The sequence below is a fragment of the Pararhizobium sp. A13 genome (assembly GCF_040126305.1).
Classification (GTDB): domain Bacteria; phylum Pseudomonadota; class Alphaproteobacteria; order Rhizobiales; family Rhizobiaceae; genus Pararhizobium.
On sequence record NZ_CP149510.1, the window covers coordinates 559949 to 583947 of the forward strand.

Here is a 23999-nt window from a genome sequence, read left to right on the forward strand (position 1 = left end):
ATGGATCGAAGTGCGGAGAAATGCTCAGGCGCTCCCGGCGCGGGCCGGAACAAGGAACAGACTTGCCCGTTCGTGGATGGCCATCACCAGAGGAGCAAGGCCAGCCGAGGCTGGTTCTCCATCCGATGCGCTCGAAGCCATCCGGCCTTCCTTCGAGGACCTGGTTGAAATCTCCGATGTCAGCGTCGCTGCCGATGCAAATATGCCGCAAGCATTCGTCGCCCTTGCGCCGGGCGCAAAGCGTAGGTGACGCTATGAAGACGCCGAGTAGGTGTTCCGGAAGCTCGCCCGGGAAAACTGGGGGCTCAAGGCGCTGAGTTCGACTGAGGTCTTCGCCTGACTATTCCGGCCGCCGCGCGAGCCTGCCGGTTCTCGGCTCTAATCCACCGCATCGCTTTGCGCGTCACGCAGGATATTCATCTGCTTGCGCTCGCGCGCCATGTCGCTGACAGCGGCGCGCAGTCGCGGGTGCCGGGCCATGAAGATGTTGAAGTCGCGCCGGTCGAGTTTCAGGAACTGGCAGAAATCCACCGCGATCACATCGGCGGTGCGCAATCCACCGCTGAGCAGCGCCATCTCGCCGAAGAAAGCGCCCGCCTCCAGAAGGACAGCCTTGCCCGGCAGGCGGACCTCGACGGCGCCGGCGGCGATGAAATACATGGCATCACCGCGCTCGCCGACCCTGATGACCTTGTCGCCCGGCGATGCCGACGCCGGCCGGAACAGGAGGAGAAGCTCCTCCAGGGCATGTTCATTGACCTCGGAAAACATCGGGAATGTGTTCACCAGTTGCTGCTTCTTCAGCTGCTGCTGGCTTTCCTTTTCTTCGGCTTTTTCCCTGATGATATCGAGATCCCGCGTCAGCGCGGCAAATTTGCGCTGGCCATACTGGCTTGCGAAAACGGGCATCGCACGGCCGATTGCCGTTTTCAGCTTCGCCGCGACAGCGAACATCAGCGGGTTCAGCGTAATCGAAAGAATAGCGCCGGCGAGGATGAGGTCGTGGCCTTCCTGTGACAAGAGCCCGAGCGAGACGCCAAGCCCGGCGACGATGAAGGAGAACTCGCCGATCTGCGCCAGGCTTGCCGCCACCGTCAGCGCCATTTGCAGCGGATAGCGCAACAGGAGCACGAAACCGGCGGCGATCAGCGATTTGCCGCAAATGATCAGCGCCAGGATGGCGGCGACCGCAAGCGGCTGATGGATCAGGATCATCGGGTTGAACAGCATGCCGACCGAGACGAAGAACAGCACCGAAAAAGCATTCTGCAGCGGCAACGAATCGGCGGCGGCCCGGTGGCTGAGGTGGGATTCGCTCATGATGACGCCGGCAAAGAACGCGCCGAGCGCGAAGGACACGCCGAAAATCGTCGCCGACCCGAAGGCGATGCCGAGCGCGATGGCAAGCACGGTCAGCGTGAACAGTTCGCGCGAGCCGGTGCGAGCGACCAGCGTCAGCAGCCATGGAACGAGCCGAGGTCCCAGCATGACGGCAAGCACCGCAAAGGCGCCGAGCTTGAGCAGCGTGACAAGAATGGTCAGGGCAATCGACGTACCGCCTCCAGCGTCCGTCGCATGCGCTGCCGTCGCACCCTGGTCGCCCAAGACCTCCGCGACGATGGGCAGGAGAACAAGCGTCAGGACCATCGCCAGATCCTCGACGATCAGCCAGCCGATGGCCACACGGCCATTGGGCGAGTTGACGAGATTTCGCTCTTCCAGCGCCTTGAGCAGCACCACGGTGCTGGCAACGGAGACGCTGAGGCCGAAGACGAGCCCAGCGCCGAGACTCCAGCCCCACAGCGTGCAGAGGCCGATGCCGAGCAGCGTCGCAAGGATGATCTGACCGATGGCGCCGGGAATGGCGATGCCGCGGACGGCGATGAGATCCGATGCCGAAAAATGCAAGCCGACGCCGAACATCAACAGGATGACGCCGATTTCCGCCAGTTGCGCGGCAAGCGCGCTATCCGCGGTAAAGCCCGGCGTGAACGGCCCCATCAGGATGCCGGCAACCAGATAACCGACCAGCGGCGGCAAACGAAGCCTGTCCGCAAGATAGCCAAAACCAGCGGCCAGTACGAAGCTGATCGCAACCGTCGCCACCAAAGCCATGTCCTGATGCACACTCTACTCCCGACTGCCCAAGCTGTTGCGCCAACACAATGTTTTTTCACATCGTAAGCCGTCCTTGGCGCTTTGATAAAGTGGCACATTCGGGAAAATGACGGTTTTATCGCCATGAACCGGCTTCCTGCCCTGTATTCCAGTCGAGGGGCGCTTCATCGATCAGCTTCATCTGGAACCGCCCGTCCGGTTGCACGCATCCACGATGCATTGCCGGACAGATGCGACGTCCTGTGAAGCTGCCGGATCGCCTTGGTGATGGAGTGGTCGAGCTGCCGGACGTCCAGGTCAGCGGAAGCACCGGTCTCTCGCAGATACTCGCAGGTGCTCGCCGGTCAGGCCGATCGAATTGTCGATCACATCGATATGCAGCCGGATCTCGCGCCAGGGTTCATCGACGCAATCGGCCAGCGCCTGTCCGATGTGGGCATAAATGTCTTGTGCGCTTTCCGGCATGTCGCTCCCCTCGCCGCATCGTGATACTATGCGAGATAGGCAAGTCTCGACCGGCGGAATGGATGCGCAGCAAGAATCACCGGTCACATTCTGAGCATTTCGCCTAACTTTTAGGCAATCGACCGAGAGCACCTATTTTAGGCATTGCCAAGAATGCTGCGCTGCGTCATCTATGCGCCATGGCTTATTTTGACCTCACCATTCTCGTCATCGATGAGAACGCGATCCGCGCCTCCATCATCGAGGAAGGATTGCGTGAGGCAGGGCATACGAAGGTGACGGTGGTCCATGAAGTCAACGGCATCGCCCGCATCATCGAGACACTGCAGCCGGACGTGATCGTCATCGATCTTGAAAACCCCAATCGCGACATGATGGAGCATCTGTTCCAGCTCACTCGGACGGTCGGCCGGCCGATTGCCATGTTCGTCGATCGCTCCGACACAGCCTCGATCGAGGCGGCGGTGGAAGCCGGCGTCTCCGCCTACATCGTCGATGGCCTGAAGAAGGAGCGCGTCAAACCCATTCTCGACATGGCCGTCAGCCGCTTCAATGCCTTCAGCCGGCTGCAGCAGGAGCTTGCCGACGCGAAATCCGCACTGGAGGAACGCAAGGTCATCGAGCGGGCGAAGGGCATCCTGATGAAGATGCGCGGCCTTTCCGAGGAGCAGGCCTTCGCGCTTTTGCGCCAGACGGCGATGAACGAGAAGAAGAAGATGGCGGATATCGCCCAGAGCGTCGTTACCGCCGCAGGATTGTTGATGTGATGACAGCACCTCAGCCAAAGATCTTCCAGCGGGAGGAGTTGGAGTGAACATGACCACCAAGGTTACGGAATTGCGCGGTGACGGTCACCTTGCCGCACCCGCCGGAATGAACGCCGAAGGCCCGCGCACCCTGCGAGCCGGCTTCATTCCGCTTGTCGACGCCTCCGTACTGATCGCCGCCGCCGAGTTCGGCTTTGCGCAGAAGGAGGGCCTGACCCTCGACCTGGTCAAGGATGTCTCCTGGGCCAATGTCCGCGACCGGCTTGCCTTCCGCCAGTTCGACATCGCTCATATGCTGTCGCCCATGCCGGTCGCCTCGATGCTGGGGCTCGGCTCCAATCCATCGCCGACGATCACCCCTTTCTCGTTGGGGCGCGGCGGCAATGCGATCACGCTGTCGACACGGCTTTTCGCCCGCATGCGCGAGGCGGCGGCCCTGCCTGAAACGGCGAGCGCTCTGGAGAACGCGCGAGCGCTTTCGAAGGTCATTGAAGGCCTGAAGGCGCGCGGCGAACCGCTGCCGACATTGGGCGTCACCTATCCCTTCTCCTCGCACAATTACGAATTCCGCTACTGGCTGGCGGCCGGCGGCATCGATCCGGACCGCGACGTCAAGCTCGTCGTCGTACCGCCGCCGATGACGTCGGATGCGCTCGCCGCCGGCGCCATCGACGGGTTCTGCGTCGGCGCGCCCTGGAACATGGTCGCCTCGGAGCGAGGCGTCGGCCGTATCGTCGCCGCCAAGCAGGACATCTGGCCGTCCGCGCCGGAAAAGGTGATCGGCATGCGGCCCGACTGGGCGCAGACGCATCCGGAAACGGTCTCCCGATTGATCGTTGCGCTGGATGCGGCGGCACGCTGGTGCGACCGCCCGGACAATCACGATAAGCTGGCGGAAGCGCTGGCAGACGGCCGTTATCTCTCCGCGCCGGTCGATATCATCCGCCGCGTGCTGGCAGGCGAATTCAACCTCGATGCGCAGGGCAATCGCCGCATCATCGACGACTATTTCACGTTCCACGCAGGGTTCGCCAACTACCCGCGCCCGAGCCAGGCCCTGTGGATCTACAGCCAGATGATCCGCTGGGGCCAGACCGACCTGTCCTCCGCCGGCATGACGGCGGCAGCCGCGGCCTATCGGCCCGACATCTACCGCCTGGCGCTTGGAGCGAACGTTGCACCGCTGCTGGATGACGATATTCGCGTCGAGGGAGCTGTGGACGGAGACCGCTTCCTGGACGGGCAGGTTTTCGACCCGGTCCGGATGGACGACTATATTGCCGGGTTCGCGGTCAAAAGCACGACGCTCGGCGGCCACGCCGGCGACGAAATCTAGCGCCACGGCTTTTGCACTGCACAAAAATTCGCACTTGAACTTGCCGTCGCAAAGCAACAGCTGAATTTTTTAGCACAAAACAGCAGCGATCAAAAATTACTCACTCAACAGATTGACGCAAAAATCCATACAATTTCAAAGCCATAATGTTTCTCCTCCAAACTGGCACGGGCTTTGCATGACATAAATCGCTCCGGTCAATGGCGATCGCAGCAGACGAACGCGCGATAGGCGTTCGCAAGAGACATCGACGTCGCAAGGGTTTTGCAGTCCGGGATTCCTCCTTCCCGCATACGCAAATCTCCGAGCGGCGTTTTTTATTGCCAAAAATCCGACCGGCCACAGCAGAGGGAACTGTTCATGAAGACGATTTTGAGCAACGGCATCACCCGTCGCAGCCTCCTGAAAACCACCGCAACCGCCGCACTGATCGGCGCGGTCAAGACGGCCTTCCCGTCGGGCGCCTTTGCCGCCGGCGCAGGCCCGGAAGTGACCGGCGTCAAGCTCGGCTACATCGCACTGACGGATTCGGCGGCGCTGATCATCGCCAAGGAGAAGGGCTTTTTCGAAAAGCATGGCATGCCGGACGTCGAGGTTGCCAAACAGGCCTCCTGGGGCGCGACACGCGACAATCTCGTGCTCGGCGGCGCAGCCAACGGCATCGACGGCGCCCACATCCTCTCGCCGCTGCCTTACCTGATGCACACCGGCAAGGTGACGCAGAACAACGTTCCGGTACCGATGGCGATCCTCGCCCGCCTAAACTGCGACAGCCAGGCGATCTCCGTCGCCAAGGAATACGCCGACACCGGCGTCCAGCTCGACGCCTCCAAGCTCAAGGCCGCTTTTGAGAAAAAGAAGGCCGACGGCGGCGAAGTGAAGGTGGCGATGACCTTCCCAGGCGGTACCCACGATCTCTGGATCCGCTACTGGCTGGCCGCCGGCGGCATCGACCCCGACAAGGACGTCTCGACCATCGTCGTGCCGCCGCCGCAGATGGTGGCGAACATGAAGGTCGGCAACATGGACTGTTTCTGTGTCGGCGAGCCCTGGAACGAACAGCTGGTCAACCAGGGCATCGGCTTTACCGCGGCGTCCACCGGGGAACTCTGGAAGGGGCATCCGGAAAAGGCGCTCGGCATGCGCGCTGACTGGATCGAGAAGAACCCGAACGCCGCCAAGGCGCTGATGATGGCCGTGATGGAAGCCCAGCAATGGTGCGAAAGCATGGACAACAAGGAAGAGATGGCAACGATCCTCGGCAAGCGCCAATGGATCAACACGCCGGTGAAAGACATCATCGGCCGGCTGAAGGGCGACATCAATTACGGCAACGGCCGGGTCGTGCACGGCACCGATCTCTTCATGAAGTTCTGGGCGAACGGCGCTTCCTATCCGTTCAAGAGCCACGACACCTGGTTCCTGGCCGAAAACATCCGGTGGGGCAAACTGGCGCCCGACACGGACATCAAGGCACTGGTCGATCAGGTCAACCGCGAGGATATCTGGCGTGCAGCCGCCGCTGATCTGGGCGTTGCCGCATCAGACATTCCAGCCTCGACCTCGCGCGGCAAGGAAACCTTCTTCGACGGCAAGGTCTTCGACCCGGAAAACCCGTCCGCCTATCTGGATAGCCTGACGATCAAGGCCGCGTCCTGATGTGTCCGGGGCAGCACTGCGGAGTGTTGCCCCTCACCCTAGCCCTCTCCCCGCTCGCGGGGAGAGGGACGACGGAGCGAGCCGCATGTTCCTTCCCCCCGTTCACGGGGAGAAGGGGGCAGCCCTTCTTCTTAAACAAGGGGGGCCAGATGAGGGGCTCTCGAGCAGGCCCGGTTCAATTTATTGAGGACTAAGACCCATGGCAGCAACAGCACATAAAGAAGATCTAGCCATCCCCCCGACGATATCCCCGAAGGGTAAGATTATCGCACTGCCGGGCCGGCCCGCTGCGAAAACGAAGCCGAAGCAGATCGCGGTCGCGCTCGCGCGCAATGTCCTGCCGCCGCTGGTCGTGCTCATCGTCATCCTGACGATCTGGCAGATCCTCTGTTCGGGCGCCGGCGCGACGCTGCCGCCGCCGTCGCAGGTCTGGCAGGAAAGCTACGATCTGATCGCCTATCCGTTCTTCGACTACGGCTCGCAGGACATCGGTCTTGGCTGGCGAGTGCTGATCTCGCTGCAGCGCGTCGCCTATGGTTTCGGCCTTGCCGCCGTCGCCGGCGTGCTCATCGGCGCCGTCATCGGCCAGTCCGTCTGGGCCATGCGCGGCCTTGATCCGATCTTCCAGATTCTCCGCACCGTTCCGCCGCTCGCCTGGCTGCCTCTGTCGCTCGCCGCGTTCCAGGACTCGAACCCCTCGGCGATCTTCGTGATCTTCATCACCTCGATCTGGCCGGTGATCATCAACACCGCCGTCGGCGTCCGCAACATCCCGCAGGACTACCGCAACGTCGCCAAGGTGCTGTGCCTCAACCAGTTCGAGTTCTTCTTCAAGATCATGCTGCCATCGGCAGCCCCTTACATCTTCACCGGCCTTCGTATCGGCGTCGGCCTGTCTTGGCTCGCCATCGTCGCGGCTGAAATGCTGACCGGCGGCGTCGGCATCGGCTTCTTCATCTGGGATGCGTGGAACTCGTCGCGCCTGCCCGACATCATCGTCGCGCTCGCCTATATCGGCGTCGTCGGCTTCATCCTCGACAAGCTGGTCGCAGCTCTCGGCACCATCGTCACCCGCGGCGCTTCCGCATCTTAAGGGACTTCGATCATGAACGCCTATCTGAAACTCGACCATATCGACAAGCACTTCGACCGGGGCGGGCAACGCGCCGAGGTATTGAAGGGTGTCAACCTGACGATCGACAAGGGCGAATTCGTCTCGATCATCGGCCATTCGGGCTGCGGCAAGTCGACCCTGCTCAACCTGATCGCCGGCCTGACGCCGGTTTCGTCCGGCGCGGTGCTGCTGGAAAACCGGGAGGTCAACGCGCCGGGACCGGAACGCGCCGTCGTCTTCCAGAACCACAGCCTGTTGCCCTGGCTGACGGTCTATGAAAACGTCAACCTCGCCGTCTCCAAGGTTTTCGGCAGGACCAAGAGCAAGGCGGAACGCCATGAGTGGGTCATGGCCAATCTCGACCTCGTCCAGATGGGCCATGCCAAGGACAAGCGGCCGTCCGAGATTTCCGGCGGCATGAAGCAGCGCGTCGGCATCGCCCGGGCGCTCGCCATGGAGCCGAAGATCCTGCTGCTCGACGAACCCTTCGGCGCGCTCGACGCCCTGACGCGGGCGCATCTGCAGGACGCGGTGATGGAAATCCACGCCCGCCTCGGCAACACCATGGTCATGATCACTCACGATGTCGATGAAGCCGTGCTTTTGTCCGACCGGATCGTCATGATGACCAACGGTCCTGCAGCCAAGATCGGCGAAGTCCTCGACGTGCCGATTGCCCGGCCACGCAACCGCATCGAGCTCGCCTCAGACCGCACCTATCTCAAGTGTCGGGAGGCGGTCCTGAAGTTCCTCTATGAACGCCACCGCTTCGTCGAAGCAGCGGAGTAAGCCCATGACCCAGAAACTCGTCATCATCGGCAACGGCATGGCCCCCGGGCGCATGCTGGAGCACCTGCTGGAACAGGCGCCAGGCCTCTATGAGGTGACCATCTTCAATGCCGAACCGCGCGTCAACTACGACCGCATCATGCTCTCACCGGTCCTTTCCGGCGAAAAGAGCTATGAGGAAATCGTCATCCACGGCGACGGCTGGTACATCGAACACGGCATCACGCTCTACAAGGGCCACAAGATCGTCTCGATCGACCGCGCCAAGAAGACCGTCACCTCCGATCATGGCGTGACGGAAAGCTATGACAAGCTCGTCGTCGCGACCGGCTCCGTGCCCTTCATCATCCCGGTACCCGGCAAGGATCTGCCCGGCGTCATCACCTACCGCGACCTCGACGACGTCAACGCCATGCTGCTCGCCGCCCAGTCGCGCGAAAAGGCGGTCGTCATCGGCGGTGGCCTGCTCGGGCTCGAGGCGGCGGCAGGTCTTGCCTCGCGCGGCATGGATGTGACTGTCCTGCATGTCATGCCGACGCTGATGGAACGTCAGCTCGATCCCGCCGCCGGCTACCTCTTGCAGAAGGCCGTCGAGGAACGCGGCATCAAGGTCATCTGCAAGGCCAACACGAAGGCGATCATCGGCGATGGCAAGGTCGAGGGCATCGAGCTCGACAACGGCACGATCATTCCCGCGACACTCGTCGTCATGGCGGTCGGCATCCGTCCGAATGCCAATCTCGCCAAGGAAGCGGGGCTTGCTGTCAATCGCGGCATCGTTGTCGATGCCGGCATGCAGACCTCCGATGGCGATATCCTGGCGCTCGGCGAATGCGCCGAAGTCGGCGGCATGGTCTATGGCCTCGTCGCACCGCTCTACGAAATGGCCCGCATCGCCGCTTCGCATCTGGCGGGCGATCGTACGCCCGCTTTCGTGCATTCGGACACGCCGACCAAGCTCAAGGTCACCGGCATCAACCTCTTCTCCCTCGGCGATTTCGCCGAAGGCGACGACCGCGAGGAGATCGTGCTGCGCGACGCGACGGCCGGTGTCTACAAGCGTCTGGTGCTGAAGGACAACCGCATCATCGGCACCGTGCTTTACGGCGAAACGGCCGACGGCGCCTGGTTCAACGACCTGAAGAAGAAAGCCACCGATATCTCGGAAATGCGTGAAACGCTCATTTTCGGCCAGGCCTACCAGGGAGGGTCCCCGCTGGACCCTATGGCGGCCGTTGCAGCCTTGCCGGATGATGCGGAAATCTGCGGCTGCAACGGCGTCTGCAAGGGCAAGATCACGGGTACGATCACCGCGAAGGGACTGAGCTCGCTCGACGACGTGCGGGCCCACACCAAGGCATCCGCCTCCTGCGGCTCCTGCACCGGGCTTGTCGAACAGCTGATGTCGATCACGCTCGGCGATGCCTATAATCCGGCCGCCGTTCAGCCGATGTGCACCTGCACCGAGCTCGGACATGACGACGTGCGCCGCCTGATCAAGGCCAAGGGTCTGAAGACCATTCCGGCGGTCATGCAGGAACTGGAATGGAAGACCTCCTGTGGCTGCGCCAAATGCCGCCCGGCCCTCAACTACTACCTCGTCTGCGACTGGCCGGACGAATATGCCGACGATTACCAGTCGCGCTTCATCAACGAGCGCGTCCACGCCAACATCCAGAAGGACGGTACCTACTCCGTCGTGCCGCGCATGTGGGGCGGCGTGACGAATTCGAAGGAACTGCGCGCCATCGCCGACGTGGTCGACAAGTTCGAGGTGCCGCTGGTCAAGGTCACCGGCGGCCAGCGCATCGACCTTCTCGGCATCGAGAAGGAAGACCTGCCCGCCGTCTGGGCCGATCTCGGCAAGGCCGGCTTCGTCTCCGGCCAGGCCTATGCGAAGGGCCTGCGCACCGTAAAAACCTGCGTCGGTTCCGACTGGTGCCGCTTCGGCACGCAGGATTCGACCGGGCTCGGCATCCGCATCGAGAAGTTCATGTGGGGCTCCTGGACGCCGGCCAAGCTCAAGATGGCCGTCTCCGGCTGTCCGCGCAACTGCGCCGAGGCAACCTGCAAGGATATCGGGGTCATCTGCGTCGATTCGGGCTTCGAGATCCATTTTGCAGGGGCTGCCGGTCTCGACATCAAGGGCACCGAAGTCCTTGGCCTCGTGAAAACCGAGGACGAGGCTTTGCAATACATCGTGGCGCTGACGCAGATGTACCGCGAGCAGGGCCGCTATCTGGAGCGCATCTACAAATGGGCCAAGCGCATCGGTCTCGACGAGATCCGCCGCCAGATCATGGGCGATGCGGAGAAGCGCCAGGCCTACTACGACCGCTTCGTCTTCTCCCAGAAATTCGCCCAGATCGACCCCTGGTCGGAGCGCGTCTCCGGCAAGGACAAGCATGAGTTCCGGCCGATGGCGACGGTTGGATACTCGGAAGCGGCGGAGTAACTACCTCCCCCTTGAGGGGGGAGGTCGCGCGGAACGCGCGGGTGGGGGTGATATCGGGTACCGCGACAGGTCACCCCACCCCGGAGCTGCGCTCCGACCCTCCCCCTCAAGGGGAGGGTAAAGGGTCGATGCCGCCGCGTACTAAGAGAGCAAAGGGAACCAACAGATGAACTGGATCGCAATCGGCGACATCAACGACATCCCGCTGCGCGGCGCCCGCTGCGTGAAGACGCCGCAGGGCAAGATCGCCGTGTTCCGCACGGCCGAAAACGAGGTCTTCGCCATCGAGGATCACTGCCCGCACAAGGGCGGGCCGCTCAGCCAGGGCATCGTTCACGGCAAGGCCGTCACCTGCCCGCTGCACAACTGGGTGATCTCGCTCGAAAGCGGCAAGGCGCTCGGCGCCGATGACGGCTCAGTGCGGACGATCGCCGTGCGCAACGAGGACGGTGCGCTCTCCATAGCGCTCGAAAGCCTGATGATGGCGGCGGAATAGGCGCATGGAGCAAGAAATACCCCCCTCTGTCGCTTCGCGACATCTCCCCCTCAAGGGGGGAGATCGGATGGCATATGCCGCTGCCTCGTACAGCAATTTTAGCGTCTGGAAGATGCGCGTTGCCGTTGGAGGACACGAACGGCGCGGTACGCTACCGATCTCCTCCCTTGAGGGGGAGATGTCAGCGATGCTGACAGAGGGGGGTGGCTACAACGAATGCCGGAGCCAGTGGAGGCACGCCCATGCCCACTGAAACCAAAACCACCTGCCCCTATTGCGGCGTCGGTTGCGGCGTCATCGCCAGGATCGATGATAACGGCACAGTCAGCGTCAAGGGTGACCCGGACCATCCCGCCAATTTCGGACGCCTGTGTTCCAAGGGCTCGGCGCTCGCCGAAACCATCGATCTCGACGGACGCATTCTTCATCCTCAGATCGATGGACGCGGCGCAAGCTGGGACGATGCGCTTGACCTTGTCGCCTCCCGTTTTTCCGAAACCATCGCCGAGCATGGTCCCGACTCGGTCGCCTTCTACGTCTCCGGCCAGTTGCTGACGGAGGACTATTACGTCGCCAACAAGCTGATGAAGGGTTTTGTCGGCTCGGCCAATATCGACACCAATTCGCGCCTTTGCATGTCATCCTCCGTCGCCGGCCATCGCCGTGCTTTCGGTGCCGATACCGTACCTGGCGTCTACGAGGACATCGAGCTTGCCGATCTGGTCATCCTGACCGGTTCCAATCTCGCCTGGTGCCATCCGGTCATCTATCAGCGCCTCGCCGCCGCCAAGGCCGCCCGGCCCAGCATGAAAGTCGTCGTCATCGACCCGCGCCGCACCATGACGGCCGATATCGCCGACCTGCACCTGGCGATCCGGCCGGACGGCGACGTGGCGCTGTTCATGGGCCTGCTTGCCCACCTTGCCGGCACCGCTGCGATCGACCAGAACTATATCGGCACGCACACCAATGGTTTTGCAGAGGCTTTCGCCGCGGCCTCGGCTCTCGGCGTCGCCGACCTGATGGAATTGACCGGCCTGCCCTCCATGCAGTTGCGCCAGTTCTTCCGCCTGTTCGAGGAAACCGAAAAGGTCGTCACCTGCTACAGCCAGGGCGTCAACCAGTCCGCTTCCGGCACCGACAAGGTCAATGCCATCCTCAACTGTCATCTGGCGACCGGACGCATCGGCCGTCCCGGCATGGGGCCTTTCTCGCTGACCGGCCAGCCGAACGCCATGGGCGGGCGCGAGGTCGGCGGTCTCGCCAATATGCTCGCCGCCCACATGGCAATCGAAAATGCTGAGGATTGCGACCGTGTCCAACGCTTCTGGCAATCGCCTGATATTGCCCGCAAGCCTGGCCTGAAGGCCGTCGACATGTTCCGGGCCGTGGCTGACGGAAGGATCAAGGCGCTCTGGATCATGGCCACCAACCCGGTCGTCTCGATGCCGGATGCCGACGCCGTCGCAGCCGCGATCGCGGCCTGTCCTTTCGTCGTCGTGTCCGACATCCTCACGGACACCGATACGGCGAAGTTCGCCCATGTCCTCCTGCCATCGCTCGGCTGGGGCGAGAAGGACGGCACCGTCACCAATTCGGAGCGCCGCATTTCCCGTCAGCGCGCCTATCTTGCCGCCCCTGGCGAAGCGAAGGCCGACTGGTGGCAGATGGCCGAGGTCGGCCGCCGCATGGGTTTTAAGAGCGCGTTCTCCTTCCGCTCCGCCACGGCCGTCTTTGCCGAGCACGCGGCTTTGTCGGCCTTCGAAAACCGCGGCAGCCGCGATTTCGATATCGGCGCGCATCAGCAGATCGATGAAACGACTTACGATGCGCTGGACCCCTTTCAATGGCCGCAGCCGGAGGGCGCGGAACCACGTGCAACCCGGTTCTTCAGCTCCGGCGGCTTCTTCCATCCCGACCACAAGGCGCGTTTCATTGCCGTCAGCGCTCCGGTCTCGGACCGGACCAGTGTCGATTTCCCGCTGACGCTCAACACCGGCCGCATCCGCGACCAGTGGCACACGATGACGCGGACGGGAAAGAGCGCCCGGCTTTCCGCACATATCGCCGAGCCCTTCGCGGAAATCCATCCGCGCGACGCCATGGAACTCGGCATCGCCAGCGCCGGCCTCGTCGAGATCGAAAGCCCCTACGGCAAGGCCGTCGTGCGCGCCCTGGTTACCGAACGTCAGGCCCGCGGCAGCCTGTTCGTGCCCATGCACTGGAACGATCAGTTTGCCGCCAAGGCCCGCATCGACGCTGTCGTCGCGCCGATCACCGACCCCTTCTCCGGTCAGCCGGCCTCGAAGAACGTCGCCATTGCTGCCCGACCGCTGAAGGTTGCAAGCTTTGGCTTTGCGGTTTCGGCCGCCAAGCCGCTGGATCTCGATACCACCTACTGGGCCATGGCAAAGGCCGAAGGCGGCTGGCGGCTGGAACTGGCGTTCGATGCCGCGCCCGAAAACTGGACGGAATGGTGCCGCACGCATCTCGGTATTCCCAACCATATCGAGCCGCTCGGCTACGCGGACGCCCAGACCGGCGACCTGCGCCTTGCCTTCTTCGATGGCGATCGGTTGCTTGCCGCATTCTTCCTCGCCCGCCAACCGGTCGCCGTCGCGCGCAACTGGGCAATCGAGCAACTGACTGTCCAACATGCCGAAATGGCCAAACGGTTCGCCGTCGTTGCCGGGCGCCCGGGCGCTGGCCGCATGGATCCAGGTGCCACCGTCTGCTCCTGCTTCAGCGTCGGCGTCAACCAGATCATCGCCGCCGTGCGCGGCGGCTGCCACAGCGTCGAGGCCGTCGGCAAGGAATTGAACGCCGGAACCAATTGCGGCTCATGCCGCGCCGAGATCAGGGGGATCATCGATGGATGCCTTGCAGCTGCTGCCGAGTGACCGGAACATCCGCCCTGCCCGCATGGCGCCGCTTGCCAAGCTGCCGGTCTTTTGGGCCCTTGATGGAAAACGCGCAATCGTCGCTGGCGGGTCCGACGCCGCAGCCTGGAAGGCGGAACTTCTCGCCGCTTGCGGAGCCGAAATCCACGTCTATGCGGAAGAATTGAGCGAGACGTTTGCGAACCTCGTCAATCAAGACAGCCGGTTCTTTCATCACAGGAAGCAATGGTCGCCTGCATCCTTCGAAGGCGCGGCAATCGCCATTGCCGACTGCAAAGACGACGAGGCCGCCGCCGCGTTCTTCGAGGCAGCCTGCAGCGCCGGCGTACCGGTCAACGTCATCGACAACCCGAAATACTGCCAGTTCCAGTTCGGGTCGATCGTCAACCGCTCACCCGTCGTCGTCGCCATTTCCACCGATGGCGCAGCGCCCATCCTCGCCCAGGCGATCCGCCGGCGCATCGAGACGCTTTTGCCGCCGTCGCTGAAATCCTGGGCAGCGCTGGCGCATTCCATTCGCGAAAAGGTCAATGCAAAGGTAAGCCCCGGTGCGCCGAGACGCGCCTTCTGGGAAGGTTTCGTCGATCGCGCGTTTGGCGCCGCACCGGAGACCGAAACCGAAGCAGAGCTTCTCGCCGATGCCCGACGGATCGTCGCGCAGGCCAAGCCATCCATCGGCCATGTCACGCTGGTCGGGGCCGGTCCCGGCGATGCAGAGCTGCTGACGCTGAAGGCGGTGCGCGCCCTGCAGGCCGCCGATGTCATCCTGTTCGACGATCTCGTCTCCGACGAGGTGCTGGAACTTGCCCGCCGCGAGGCGAAGCGCATGCTCGTCGGCAAACGCGGCGGCCGCACAAGCTGCAAGCAGGAGGACATCAACGCCACAATGATCCAGCTCGCCAAGGCCGGCAAACGCGTGGTCCGCCTGAAATCCGGCGATCCGATGATCTTCGGCCGTGCCGGGGAAGAGATTGCCTGTCTGGAGCAGGAAGGCATTCCGGTCGGTGTCGTGCCGGGCATCACTTCCGCCAGCGCCATGGCCGCAAGGCTCGGCGTCTCGCTGACGCACCGCGACCACGCGCAGGCCGTCCGCTTCGTCACCGGCCACTCGCGCCTCGGCGACCTGCCCGAACATCTTGATTGGCAAAATCTGGCTGAGCCGCGGACAACGACGATTTTCTACATGGGCGGACGCACCGCAGGACAAATCCGCACGCGGCTTCTGGCTGCCGGGATGGCAAGCGAGACCCCGGCGGTTGTCATGAGCGCCGTCACGCGCAGCAATGAAAAGCGCTGGATCGGCACAGTCGGTGACTTGGCGGATGCCGTGGCGCGAATCGGCGTCGACAACCCGATCCTGATTGGCGTCGGCCAGGCCTTTTCGGAAGCACGAGCCGGAGTTGAGAGCCCTGCCGGGCAACCGCGACCGGAATACGATCTAGCTCGAGCCCAGGCAATGTGATGCCTGATCGTCTGGCGGCGGGACGCAACACCGATCCGCCGCCAGATTCGCCGCCTATGGCAGCAGCGAAGTCGTTGACCAATTCTGCCCGTAGTTGCGGGCATCCCGTTCGAACGATTACCTGTGCAGAGCGCCTTGGCGCCGAAGGCAGGGACCGATGAATTCCGTTGTGAACACTACGTCCCCTGTTCATGTCGGCCAGAGGCTATCAACCAAAGGTTAACCATAAATTACAATCTCTGTGATGTATCTGCAAAATTGCAATCTTGACACGCATACATAAGTGCCGGGACAGCCTTCCGGCAAAAAAACCGCCACAATCGATCGTCACTCGTATCGCAGAGGCATTGCGGCCACGATCGGCGCCGTTCCCGCCTTGTCGGATTCCGGTCAGAGCGCCCCTCTGCCTACTGGAGAACCTTTAGTGCCCCGGCCGGGCGGCAGGAGACGATGCATGACGAAATGGCGCAATGAGCCGATGCTCCCTCACCATGTGGAGCTTTGCCAGCGCGTCTTCGACGCCACCAGAACGGCCCGCAAGATCACCCCCGAGAGCGATGCCAACGACCCGGTAGCGGCACTCGTCCTGACGCTCTATCGCCATGGCGTGCGGGAGGAGGAGGAGCTGTTGCGACGGGTTCTTCAGGCGCTGGACGAGGAATCCTGATCGAACTCCCGCGCCGCCGCCAGGCTTCAAAGGCAAAACCATTTCGCTCTACGCTGCGGAGGGGCTACAACATACAGGCTTGACCACCGGACAATATTGATAAAAACTATAGACTATCAGAATTGGCCGGCGGTGAGATGTCATGAACCAATTGATCGTCAATCCGATGACCTTGTCAGCGCGCAGTGAATCGACAGCGTCGAAAGCGAAACGGCGGCCGGTGGTCGCCATCATCGGCGGCGGCGTCTCCGGCGCGGCTGCGGCTTTCCATCTCGCCCAATCGGACCAGAGCCCGGCACCGACGATCATCGTTTTCGAACCGCGCGACGGCTTGGGCAGGGGACTTGCCTACGACACGGCGGAACCGGCCCACCGCATCAACGTGCCCGCGGCGCGCATGAGCCTCCTTCTCGACGAACCCGATCACTTCGTGCGCTGGATCGACGCCCATTCGGCGACATCGGGCGACGCCGATGCGCTGCGGCCGGACGGCAATCTCTTTCCCCGGCGAAACGTGTTCGGCGATTATGTCAATGCCATGCTGCAGCCGCTTGTTGACGACGGCACCGTCCAGCATCGCCGCTCCGCGGTGGCGCATCTGCTGCGTGACGGACAACGCTGGCGTCTCATCGAAGAGGACGGTGCCGAGGCCATGGCGGATATCGTCGTCATCGCCACCAGCCATCCCCCGCCGTTGGCGCCGGGCGGGCTTCAAACGCTCCTGAAGAATCATCCGCGCTTCGTGCCGGAGCCGACCAGAGCCGGCGCGCTGGATGCCATCCGCCCTTCCGACCGGGTATTGGTCATCGGCAACGGCCTGACCTCGGCCGATGTGATCGCCTCCCTGGCGCTCAAGGGGCACACGGGCGCGATCACGGCGATCTCGCGTCGCGGCCTGCGGTCCCGGGGACATGCGCCCTTCCCGCAAGATCCCGCGGGTGATTTCCTCGCCGACCCCGCTTTCACCGCGCGAACGCTTGTTCGAAACATCCGCAACGCCATTCGCGGGGCAACCGCAACCGGGCTGACCTGGCATGGCGTCATCGACCAGGTGCGAGCACAGGGCCAATCGATCTGGCAGCTTCTGCCCTTGGCGGAAAGGCAACGTATCGTACGGCACCTGCGGCCCTATTGGGATGTCCATCGTTTCCGGGTCGCGCCGCAGGTGGAAGCGGCACTCAACGAGGCGATCTCGCAGGGCCGCCTTGAAATTCTTGCCGGGTCGATCGCAGGTACCAATGTCGAAGACGAGGCGGTCCACTGCACGCTCCGCCTTCGACGCAGCCGGGAGACCCTGGAGCGGATCTATGACGCCGTCGTGGTCACCACCGGTCCCGGACATGGCGGCATTCTTGCGAGCCAACCCTTTCTCGCGGAATTGGCGCAGAGCGGCTATCTCGAACTCGACCCGACCGGCCTTGGCCTTTCCTGTACCCGCAATTCCGAAGCGGTCGGCCCCGTGGCCGGCGTAACACCGTCGCTGCTGATTGCCGGCCCCCTGGCGCGCGGCACCTTCGGCGAACTCATGGGCCTGCCGCAGGTGACGGAACACGCGGCTTTCGTCGCTTCCGTCGTTGCCGAGCGCTTGCAGGCAACGGTGCTTGGTCCGGCGCAAAACCTGCTTTAAGGAAAGACTCTTCTTAGTCGAGTCGATCTATCGACCACACCTTTACTGCTTTTTTCGCGTGGCGGCCGCGTCGGCCATCGTCTGCCAATCATTCGTTTTCGACACCGGGATTGGTGAGAAGAACCTCTGCCGAGAGAGTATGCGCGGCAAGCCGCATGTAAAGGTTCGAATCGGGTTTGGTAAGCACGAGCTTGGTGTCCTCGACCTTCCAGGACAACCCGAACCGCAGGGCATGGAAGAACTTCATCTCCTGGTCCATCACGGCCGGGACGCACATCTTGCGCGTGGCGCCGGCGGGGCCGAATATGATCTCGTTGCCCTCCAGGTTGAATGTGCCGGTGTAGTGATTGCAGCCGGCAAAACCGGAATAGGTGCCGTCATCGTTGATTTCGAGCGTCGTCTGTAAGTCGTCGATCACGCCGCCGCCGCCGATATCCTCGGCAAGCCACGTCCCGACAAGTTCCGCTGGCACGGATTCGGCCGAGACGGTCGACACAGATGTCGCATCGAGGAGCACACAGGAGCAGGAGAGAAACAGCGCAAGTTTCAACATGTGAGATCCCGTCCCTCCGAATTGGCGCGCCTTCTGCCGCGATTCGCGCCTGCCCGCGACCATATCGCCATATCCTCTTTGGAGACTAGTCTTGTTGACAGCCGCTTTCACCTGTAGAGCCTAGCGTGAAACAAGAAAAACAACGGGACTTGGCCATGACCTCCGGCGCACCTGAAAAACGCCGATTGACCATTCTGGGCTCCACAGGCTCGATCGGCACCAACACGCTCGACGTCATCAACCAGCTCGGCGGCCGTGACGCGTTCGAGATTGCCGCCGTGACCGGCAATGGCAACATCGGCCTGCTCGCCGAGCAGGCCAAGGCGACAGGCGCTGAACTCGCCGTGACCGCCAGCGAGGGCCAGTACGAAAACCTGAAATCAGCGCTGGCAGGCACCGGCATCGAGGTCGCCGCCGGCCGCAGCGGCCTGATCGAGGCCGCCCAGCGCGACGCCGGCTGGGTCATGGCGGCCATCGTCGGGACGGCCGGCCTCGCGCCGACGCTCGCCGCCGCCAAGCGCGGCGCCGATATCGCGCTCGCCAACAAGGAATGTCTGGTCTCGGCTGGAGAGCTCTTCGTGCGCGCGGTTGCCGAAGGCGGCGGACGGCTGATTCCGGTCGACAGCGAACACAGTGCGATCTTCCAGTCGCTGGAGGACGATCAGCGCCACGCCGTCGAACGGATCGTGCTGACCGCGTCCGGCGGCCCGTTCCGCACCTGGTCGCGTGAGCAAATGGCAGGCGTGACGGCGGAGATCGCACGCGCCCATCCGAACTGGTCGATGGGCCTGAAGATCTCGATCGGCAGCGCCTCGATGTTCAACAAGGCGCTGGAAATGATCGAGGCGAAGCACCTGTTCGACGTCGCGCCAAACCAGATCGAAGTCGTCGTCCATCCGCAGTCGATCATCCATTCGATGGTCGGCTACACCGACGGCTCCGTTATCGCTCAGTTGGGCTGCCCCGACATGCGCACCGCGATCGGCTACGCACTGACCTATCCCACGCGGACGAAACTCAATGTCGATCGGCTCGACTTCGCCAAACTCGCAAGGCTGGATTTCGAGGCACCGGACGAGGTCCGCTTCCCGGCGCTCCGCCTTGCCCGCACCGCGATGGAACGCGGCGGCTTGCAGGGCGCGATCATGAACGCGGCCGAAGAGATCGCCTTCCATGCCTTCGTCTCAGGCCGCATCGGTTTCCTCGATATGGCCGATATCGCCGAGGTGGTCATGGACCGCATGACGGACCTCGCGCCCGCCGTTTCCATGGATGACGTTTTCGCCGCCGACAGCGAAGCCCGCGCCCGTGCCGCCGAAGCCATCGCTGGAAAGGAAAAGGCCGCCGGAGCGGCGGCCTGATTCAATTCAATAAGTTAGCTTTACCTTACGCAACAGCCCTTGCCAGGGCGCAGCGCGACCAGAGCTGGTGCAGCGCGCCGACCAGATGGTCGATATCGCCGTCCGAATGCAGCGGCGTTGGCGTGATGCGCAGGCGCTCGGTCTTCTTCGGCACCGTCGGATAGTTGATCGGCTGGACATAGATGCCGCAATTGTCGAGCAAGAGATCGGAAATCCACTTGCACTTGGCCGCATCGCCGACGACGACCGGCACGATGTGGCTCGGATTGGCCATGTGCGGAATGCCGTTCTTGTCGAGCAGGTTGCGCAGGCGGCGAACCCGTTCCTGATGGGCGAAGCGTTCGACCTGGCTTTCTTTGAGGTGCCGGATCGAGGCAACCGCACCGGCGGCGAGCGCCGGCGGCAGCGCAGTCGTGAAGATGAAGCCGGAGGCAAACGAACGGATGAAGTCGCACAGCGCGCTCGATGCCGCGATATAACCGCCCATGACGCCGAAAGCCTTGCCGAGCGTGCCTTCGATCACCGTCAGCCGGTGCATCAGGCCTTCGCGCTCGGCAATGCCGCCGCCGCGCGGGCCGTACATGCCGACGGCATGGACCTCGTCGAGATAGGTCATCGCGCCGTACTTGTCGGCGAGGTCACAGATTTCCTTGATCGGCGAGATATCGCCATCCATCGAGTAGACCGATTCGAACGCAATGATTTTGGGCGCACGCGGGTCTGCGGCCTTCAGCTTGGCTTCGAGGTCGGTCACGGAATTGTGCTTGAAGATCACCCGCTCGCATTTGGAGTGGCGGATGCCCTCGATCATCGATGCGTGGTTGCCGGCATCCGAAAAGACGATCACGCCGGGGATCTTCGAACAGAGCGTTCCGAGTGCTGCCCAGTTGGAGACGTAGCCGGAGGTGAAGAGCAGCGCCGATTCCTTGCCGTGCAGATCGGCAAGCTCGCGCTCGAGAAGAACGTGGTAGTGGTTGGTTCCAGAAATATTCCGGGTGCCTCCCGCACCCGCGCCACACTGGTCGATGGCGAGTTTCATCGCCTCGGTGACCTTGGGATGCTGGCCCATGCCGAGATAGTCGTTGGAACACCAGACAGTGACGTCCTGCTTTTCGCCTTGGGCGTTATATCGGGTCGCCTTGGGGAATTGTCCGCGCTGGCGCTCCAGATCGGCGAACACGCGGTAGCGGCCTTCCTGATGCAGGCCGTCCAGTTCGCCTTTGAAGAAACTTTCGAAATCCATCATCGTCTCCAGAACCTTGCCGTCTTTTTGATCCAAAGACAGCCTGCGTCAATCCCGAAGCTTGGGATCGCCACCGCCTGCGGCAAAAGGCCCCTAATTTTGAACAGTTCCAAACTATCCGTCATGGATTTCATTCCACTTAACCTTGATCTGAGTCAAGCCCGCGTGAAAAGGACGGGCCGCTCCTTGCTTATATTCTGTTTCAACGAAACCGGCCCTAATCATTTGAGCAGCAACTGACGCTCTTGGCATGCCCCTCATCAGATACCGCCGGAAATTTCTCCGGACTGTCACGCCGGGAACAGCGTCTTCAGCTTCCGTTCAGGTTGAATGACATTTCTTGTAACGAGGGGATATTGCAGGGTATCTGTAGACTTTCGCAGACATGCAATTATCCTCGAAGTTGCAAGTTCGACCGGAGGGGGACCTTACCGTCCAGCTTCCATTCCTGGGGAGAACGGACGGCGGAGAGGCAAGCTTTCGCGTCCAGATTGGAGAACCAAATGAAGAAAGCCATTGCGCTTGTCTTGATCGCGTTGTCGGTCGCAAGCTGCACGCAGACTGAAAAGGGTGCGGGCATAGGTGCTGTTTCCGGCGCCATCATCGGCGGAGCCGTCACCGGCAACGTCCGCGGTGCCGCTGTCGGCGCTGCAATCGGCGGCGTTACGGGCGCGGTCATCGGCCATGTCTCGGAACAGCCCGGCCAGTGCTACTACCGCGACCGCTACGGCCGCCGCTACATCGACGATTGCCCGTGATATAGCCCACAGGCTGCAGCCGGCAGGGCGAATGACGTCATGGGCGCCGTTGCCCCGGTTACAGGAAATACTGCCAGCCCCGGAGAAATCCGGGGCTTTTTTGTTTCCAACGCGTCACACTTGTCGCGGTTTTTCTCCAAATTCCGGCGTTATGCCTTCATCACGGGAGCAATGCTGTGTAGGGTCATCGTTAATGAAGGGAAAACCTTGTCATGCAATGGTGCCCCTGCCATGACGGCAGGCGGATGTTGGAAGTAGCCTGGAAAGCGGAATGCGGAAACGAAAGCGTCTGCCGACTGTAAGTGTTGCGTACCGGAACGCTGGCACTGCTTTTGCCGTCGCCGCTCTGGCCGTATGCGGGCCTTTGTCGGTCACGGACGCCCATGCCTTCAAGATCTTCGGCATGCGTTTCTTCGAAAGTGACGAGGAAAAGGTCGAGGTCATCGATCCCGTCAACTACAACCTTACCTTGACGGAAGGCTCGGGCGACGAGGATCTGAAGGAAGCGCTGGAAAACAGTTCGCGCCTGTTCCAGGACAAAGACAAGCCCGTTTCCGGCGATCTCGGCCTCGCCATCAAGGCGCGCGATGATCGCGATCGCCTTCTCGCCGCCCTCTATGAACAGGCCCGCTATGGCGGCACGGTCGACGTCAAGGTGAACGGCCAGGACATCGACACGCTGCCGCCCGACCCGGTGTTTCCGGACGGCGCCCCGGTTCCCGTTGAAATCACGGTGACGCCCGGTCCGGTTTTCACGCTTGGCAATGTCGTGCTCAAGGGAGACGCCCTCGGGCGCAGACCGGACGAATACCTGAAAGCCGGCGCGCGGGCGGATTCGACCCTCATCATCAAGGCCGGCGAAAAGGTTGTCGAGGACCTCAAGGAAGAGGGCCGGCCGCTTGCCAGGCTGACGGAGCGCAGCGCCATTGCCGATCACAAGACGAACACGGTGGATGTGGTCATCGCCGCGGAAGGCGGCCCGGTTGCGCCGGTCGGCACCGTGACCGTGACCGGTACCAAGACCGTCGATCCCGCCTTCGTTGCCAGCTACTCGCGCCTCAACGGCGGCAAGCCCTATTCGCCGGAAAACCTGCGCAAGGCCTCCGAACGGCTGCGCCAGCTCGGCGTGTTTTCGAGCATCACCATCAAGGAAGCCAATGAGCTGGCGCCGGATGGCACCATCCCGATGACCATCGAGGTCTCCGAAGGCAAGCACCGCTATTTCGGCGCCGGCGCGCAATATTCGACCACGGACGGTTTCGGGATCCAGGGCTATTGGGGTCACCGCAATCTCTTCGGCCAGGCCGAATCGCTGCGCGTCGAAGGCTCGGTCAACCGCATCGGCGAAACGACCGATGTCGGCAGCCTCGATTATTCGGCCGGCCTGCTTTTTGCCAAGCCCGGCGCCTTCGGGCCGGCGTCCACCTTCAATGCCAGCCTGAAAGCGCAGCTCCTCGACCCCGACGCCTATAGCGCGACGATCTTCACGGGCGCGGCCGGCGCAACCTTCGAGCTGTCCGATACGGACACGATTTCCGGCGGCGCAGAGCTGAGCTGGGCCGATATCGACGACGCTTTCGGCACCAACGAATATCTGACGGCGGCGATCCCGATCGAATATGTCCGCGACACGCGCGACGACAAGCTCAATCCGACAGCAGGCTACCGCGCCTCGATCAACGCCAAACCGAGCTACGAGATCAACGGCCAGGCGTTCTTCAGTTCGTTCGAGGGCTCGGCCTCGGCCTATCTCGGCCTCGGCGCGGAAAACCGCTTCGTGCTGGCCGGCAAGCTCGGCGCCGGCGTCCTGGCCGGTGGCGACGGCCTGGCCTCCATTCCAGCCAACCGTCGCTTCTATCTCGGCGGCGGCGGCACGGTGCGCGGCTATTCCTACCAGGAGATCAGCCCGCGCAACGGCGACAATGAAATCCTCGGTGGCCGCTCCTATGTTAACGCCTCGGTTGAGGCTCGCATCAACATCACCGAAAAGATCGGCATCGTTCCCTTCCTCGACGCCGGAACGGTATCGGCCAAGACCACGCCGGATTTTTCCGATATCCGTGCGGGAGCGGGAATCGGCATCCGATATGCAACGCCGTTCGGGCCGATCCGGCTCGATTTTGCCGTGCCGCTGAACGCCTATCCGGGTGGCACCAAATACGGGATCTATGCCGGGATCGGGCAATCCTTCTGATTACCGAAGGACGGGCCGGAGAGAGAAGCAATTTC

General features: G+C 62.6%; 18 protein-coding genes. 14 read left to right on the top strand and 4 right to left on the bottom strand.

From position 1 onward, the window contains the following. Nucleotides 1-378: 378 nt before the first annotated feature. The gene (locus tag WI754_RS02715) at nt 379-2127 is read right to left on the bottom strand and encodes a cation:proton antiporter (RefSeq protein ID WP_349436101.1); all 1749 of its coding nucleotides are present in this window, start codon (nt 2125-2127) and stop codon (nt 379-381) included. A gap of 288 nt (nt 2128-2415) precedes the next feature. Next, a complete protein-coding gene (locus WI754_RS02720) occupies nt 2416-2583 on the bottom strand; it encodes a hypothetical protein (RefSeq protein ID WP_349436102.1) in 168 nt (55 codons plus the stop codon). A 179-nt stretch (nt 2584-2762) separates the two neighbouring features. Here WI754_RS02720 and WI754_RS02725 point away from each other — a divergent pair, with 179 nt between their 5' ends. The 11 genes from WI754_RS02725 to WI754_RS02775 all read left to right on the top strand — a co-directional run bounded on the left by WI754_RS02725 (nt 2763) and on the right by WI754_RS02775 (nt 17855). Further along, nucleotides 2763-3350, top strand: a complete 588-nt coding sequence (locus tag WI754_RS02725) for an ANTAR domain-containing response regulator (protein WP_349436103.1) — start codon at nt 2763-2765, stop codon at nt 3348-3350. A 49-nt stretch (nt 3351-3399) separates the two neighbouring features. After that, entirely contained in the window at nt 3400-4686 is a 1287-nt protein-coding gene (locus WI754_RS02730) for a CmpA/NrtA family ABC transporter substrate-binding protein (RefSeq protein ID WP_349436104.1), read from the top strand. Between the two features lie 360 nt (nt 4687-5046). Continuing rightward, nucleotides 5047-6345 carry a CmpA/NrtA family ABC transporter substrate-binding protein gene (locus tag WI754_RS02735; protein ID WP_349436105.1) on the top strand — a complete coding sequence of 433 codons (1299 nt, stop codon included), beginning with the start codon at nt 5047-5049 and terminating at the stop codon, nt 6343-6345. A gap of 199 nt (nt 6346-6544) precedes the next feature. Further along, nucleotides 6545-7438: a nitrate ABC transporter permease gene (gene ntrB, locus WI754_RS02740; RefSeq protein ID WP_349436106.1), complete on the top strand. Its 894-nt coding sequence runs from the start codon at nt 6545-6547 to the stop codon at nt 7436-7438. 12 nt (nt 7439-7450) lie between these two features. After that, on the top strand, nt 7451-8248 hold the full coding sequence (locus WI754_RS02745; protein ID WP_349436108.1) for an ABC transporter ATP-binding protein: 798 nt from the start codon (nt 7451-7453) through the stop codon (nt 8246-8248). Nucleotides 8249-8252: 4 nt separating this feature from the next. Beyond that, complete coding sequence (gene nirB, locus WI754_RS02750; protein WP_349436109.1) at nt 8253-10703, top strand: nitrite reductase large subunit NirB; 2451 nt, start codon at nt 8253-8255, stop codon at nt 10701-10703. 166 nt (nt 10704-10869) lie between these two features. Beyond that, nucleotides 10870-11199, top strand: coding sequence for a nitrite reductase small subunit NirD (nirD, locus tag WI754_RS02755; protein ID WP_349436110.1), 330 nt, complete (start codon nt 10870-10872; stop codon nt 11197-11199). Between the two features lie 242 nt (nt 11200-11441). After that, on the top strand, nt 11442-14099 hold the full coding sequence (locus tag WI754_RS02760; protein ID WP_349436111.1) for a molybdopterin-dependent oxidoreductase: 2658 nt from the start codon (nt 11442-11444) through the stop codon (nt 14097-14099). Beyond that, nucleotides 14071-15561 carry a siroheme synthase CysG gene (gene cysG, locus WI754_RS02765; RefSeq protein WP_349436112.1) on the top strand — a complete coding sequence of 497 codons (1491 nt, stop codon included), beginning with the start codon at nt 14071-14073 and terminating at the stop codon, nt 15559-15561. The genes WI754_RS02760 and cysG overlap by 29 nt, the downstream gene beginning before the upstream one ends. Nucleotides 15562-16015: 454 nt before the next feature. Continuing rightward, nucleotides 16016-16228 carry a hypothetical protein gene (locus WI754_RS02770; protein WP_349436114.1) on the top strand — a complete coding sequence of 71 codons (213 nt, stop codon included), beginning with the start codon at nt 16016-16018 and terminating at the stop codon, nt 16226-16228. Nucleotides 16229-16394: 166 nt separating this feature from the next. After that, the gene (locus tag WI754_RS02775) at nt 16395-17855 is read left to right on the top strand and encodes an FAD/NAD(P)-binding protein (protein WP_349437706.1); all 1461 of its coding nucleotides are present in this window, start codon (nt 16395-16397) and stop codon (nt 17853-17855) included. 88 nt (nt 17856-17943) lie between these two features. Here WI754_RS02775 and WI754_RS02780 read toward each other — a convergent pair whose 3' ends face one another. Further along, nucleotides 17944-18408, bottom strand: coding sequence for an META domain-containing protein (locus WI754_RS02780; RefSeq protein WP_349436115.1), 465 nt, complete (start codon nt 18406-18408; stop codon nt 17944-17946). Nucleotides 18409-18563: 155 nt separating this feature from the next. Between WI754_RS02780 and dxr the strand changes: the two genes are divergently transcribed. After that, nucleotides 18564-19769, top strand: coding sequence for a 1-deoxy-D-xylulose-5-phosphate reductoisomerase (gene dxr / locus WI754_RS02785; RefSeq protein ID WP_349436116.1), 1206 nt, complete (start codon nt 18564-18566; stop codon nt 19767-19769). A gap of 25 nt (nt 19770-19794) precedes the next feature. Here dxr and hemA read toward each other — a convergent pair whose 3' ends face one another. Next, nucleotides 19795-21012, bottom strand: a complete 1218-nt coding sequence (hemA, locus tag WI754_RS02790) for a 5-aminolevulinate synthase (RefSeq protein WP_349436117.1) — start codon at nt 21010-21012, stop codon at nt 19795-19797. A 503-nt stretch (nt 21013-21515) separates the two neighbouring features. Here hemA and WI754_RS02795 point away from each other — a divergent pair. Beyond that, on the top strand, nt 21516-21770 hold the full coding sequence (locus WI754_RS02795; RefSeq protein ID WP_112847930.1) for a glycine zipper domain-containing protein: 255 nt from the start codon (nt 21516-21518) through the stop codon (nt 21768-21770). Nucleotides 21771-22041: 271 nt separating this feature from the next. Beyond that, on the top strand, nt 22042-23964 hold the full coding sequence (locus tag WI754_RS02800) for an autotransporter assembly complex family protein (protein ID WP_349436118.1): 1923 nt from the start codon (nt 22042-22044) through the stop codon (nt 23962-23964). Nucleotides 23965-23999 lie beyond the last annotated feature (35 nt).

Coding starts and splice junctions, on each gene's coding strand:
- WI754_RS02720 (WP_349436102.1), bottom strand. CDS start 2,583: ATGCCGGAAAGCGCACAAGACATTTATGCCCACATCGGACAGGCGCTG.
- WI754_RS02725 (WP_349436103.1), top strand. CDS start 2,763: ATGGCTTATTTTGACCTCACCATTCTCGTCATCGATGAGAACGCGATC.
- WI754_RS02730 (WP_349436104.1), top strand. CDS start 3,400: ATGACCACCAAGGTTACGGAATTGCGCGGTGACGGTCACCTTGCCGCA.
- WI754_RS02735 (WP_349436105.1), top strand. CDS start 5,047: ATGAAGACGATTTTGAGCAACGGCATCACCCGTCGCAGCCTCCTGAAA.
- ntrB (WP_349436106.1), top strand. CDS start 6,545: ATGGCAGCAACAGCACATAAAGAAGATCTAGCCATCCCCCCGACGATA.
- WI754_RS02745 (WP_349436108.1), top strand. CDS start 7,451: ATGAACGCCTATCTGAAACTCGACCATATCGACAAGCACTTCGACCGG.
- nirB (WP_349436109.1), top strand. CDS start 8,253: ATGACCCAGAAACTCGTCATCATCGGCAACGGCATGGCCCCCGGGCGC.
- nirD (WP_349436110.1), top strand. CDS start 10,870: ATGAACTGGATCGCAATCGGCGACATCAACGACATCCCGCTGCGCGGC.
- WI754_RS02760 (WP_349436111.1), top strand. CDS start 11,442: ATGCCCACTGAAACCAAAACCACCTGCCCCTATTGCGGCGTCGGTTGC.
- cysG (WP_349436112.1), top strand. CDS start 14,071: ATGGATGCCTTGCAGCTGCTGCCGAGTGACCGGAACATCCGCCCTGCC.
- WI754_RS02770 (WP_349436114.1), top strand. CDS start 16,016: ATGACGAAATGGCGCAATGAGCCGATGCTCCCTCACCATGTGGAGCTT.
- WI754_RS02775 (WP_349437706.1), top strand. CDS start 16,395: ATGACCTTGTCAGCGCGCAGTGAATCGACAGCGTCGAAAGCGAAACGG.
- WI754_RS02780 (WP_349436115.1), bottom strand. CDS start 18,408: ATGTTGAAACTTGCGCTGTTTCTCTCCTGCTCCTGTGTGCTCCTCGAT.
- dxr (WP_349436116.1), top strand. CDS start 18,564: ATGACCTCCGGCGCACCTGAAAAACGCCGATTGACCATTCTGGGCTCC.
- hemA (WP_349436117.1), bottom strand. CDS start 21,012: ATGGATTTCGAAAGTTTCTTCAAAGGCGAACTGGACGGCCTGCATCAG.
- WI754_RS02795 (WP_112847930.1), top strand. CDS start 21,516: ATGAAGAAAGCCATTGCGCTTGTCTTGATCGCGTTGTCGGTCGCAAGC.
- WI754_RS02800 (WP_349436118.1), top strand. CDS start 22,042: ATGCGGAAACGAAAGCGTCTGCCGACTGTAAGTGTTGCGTACCGGAAC.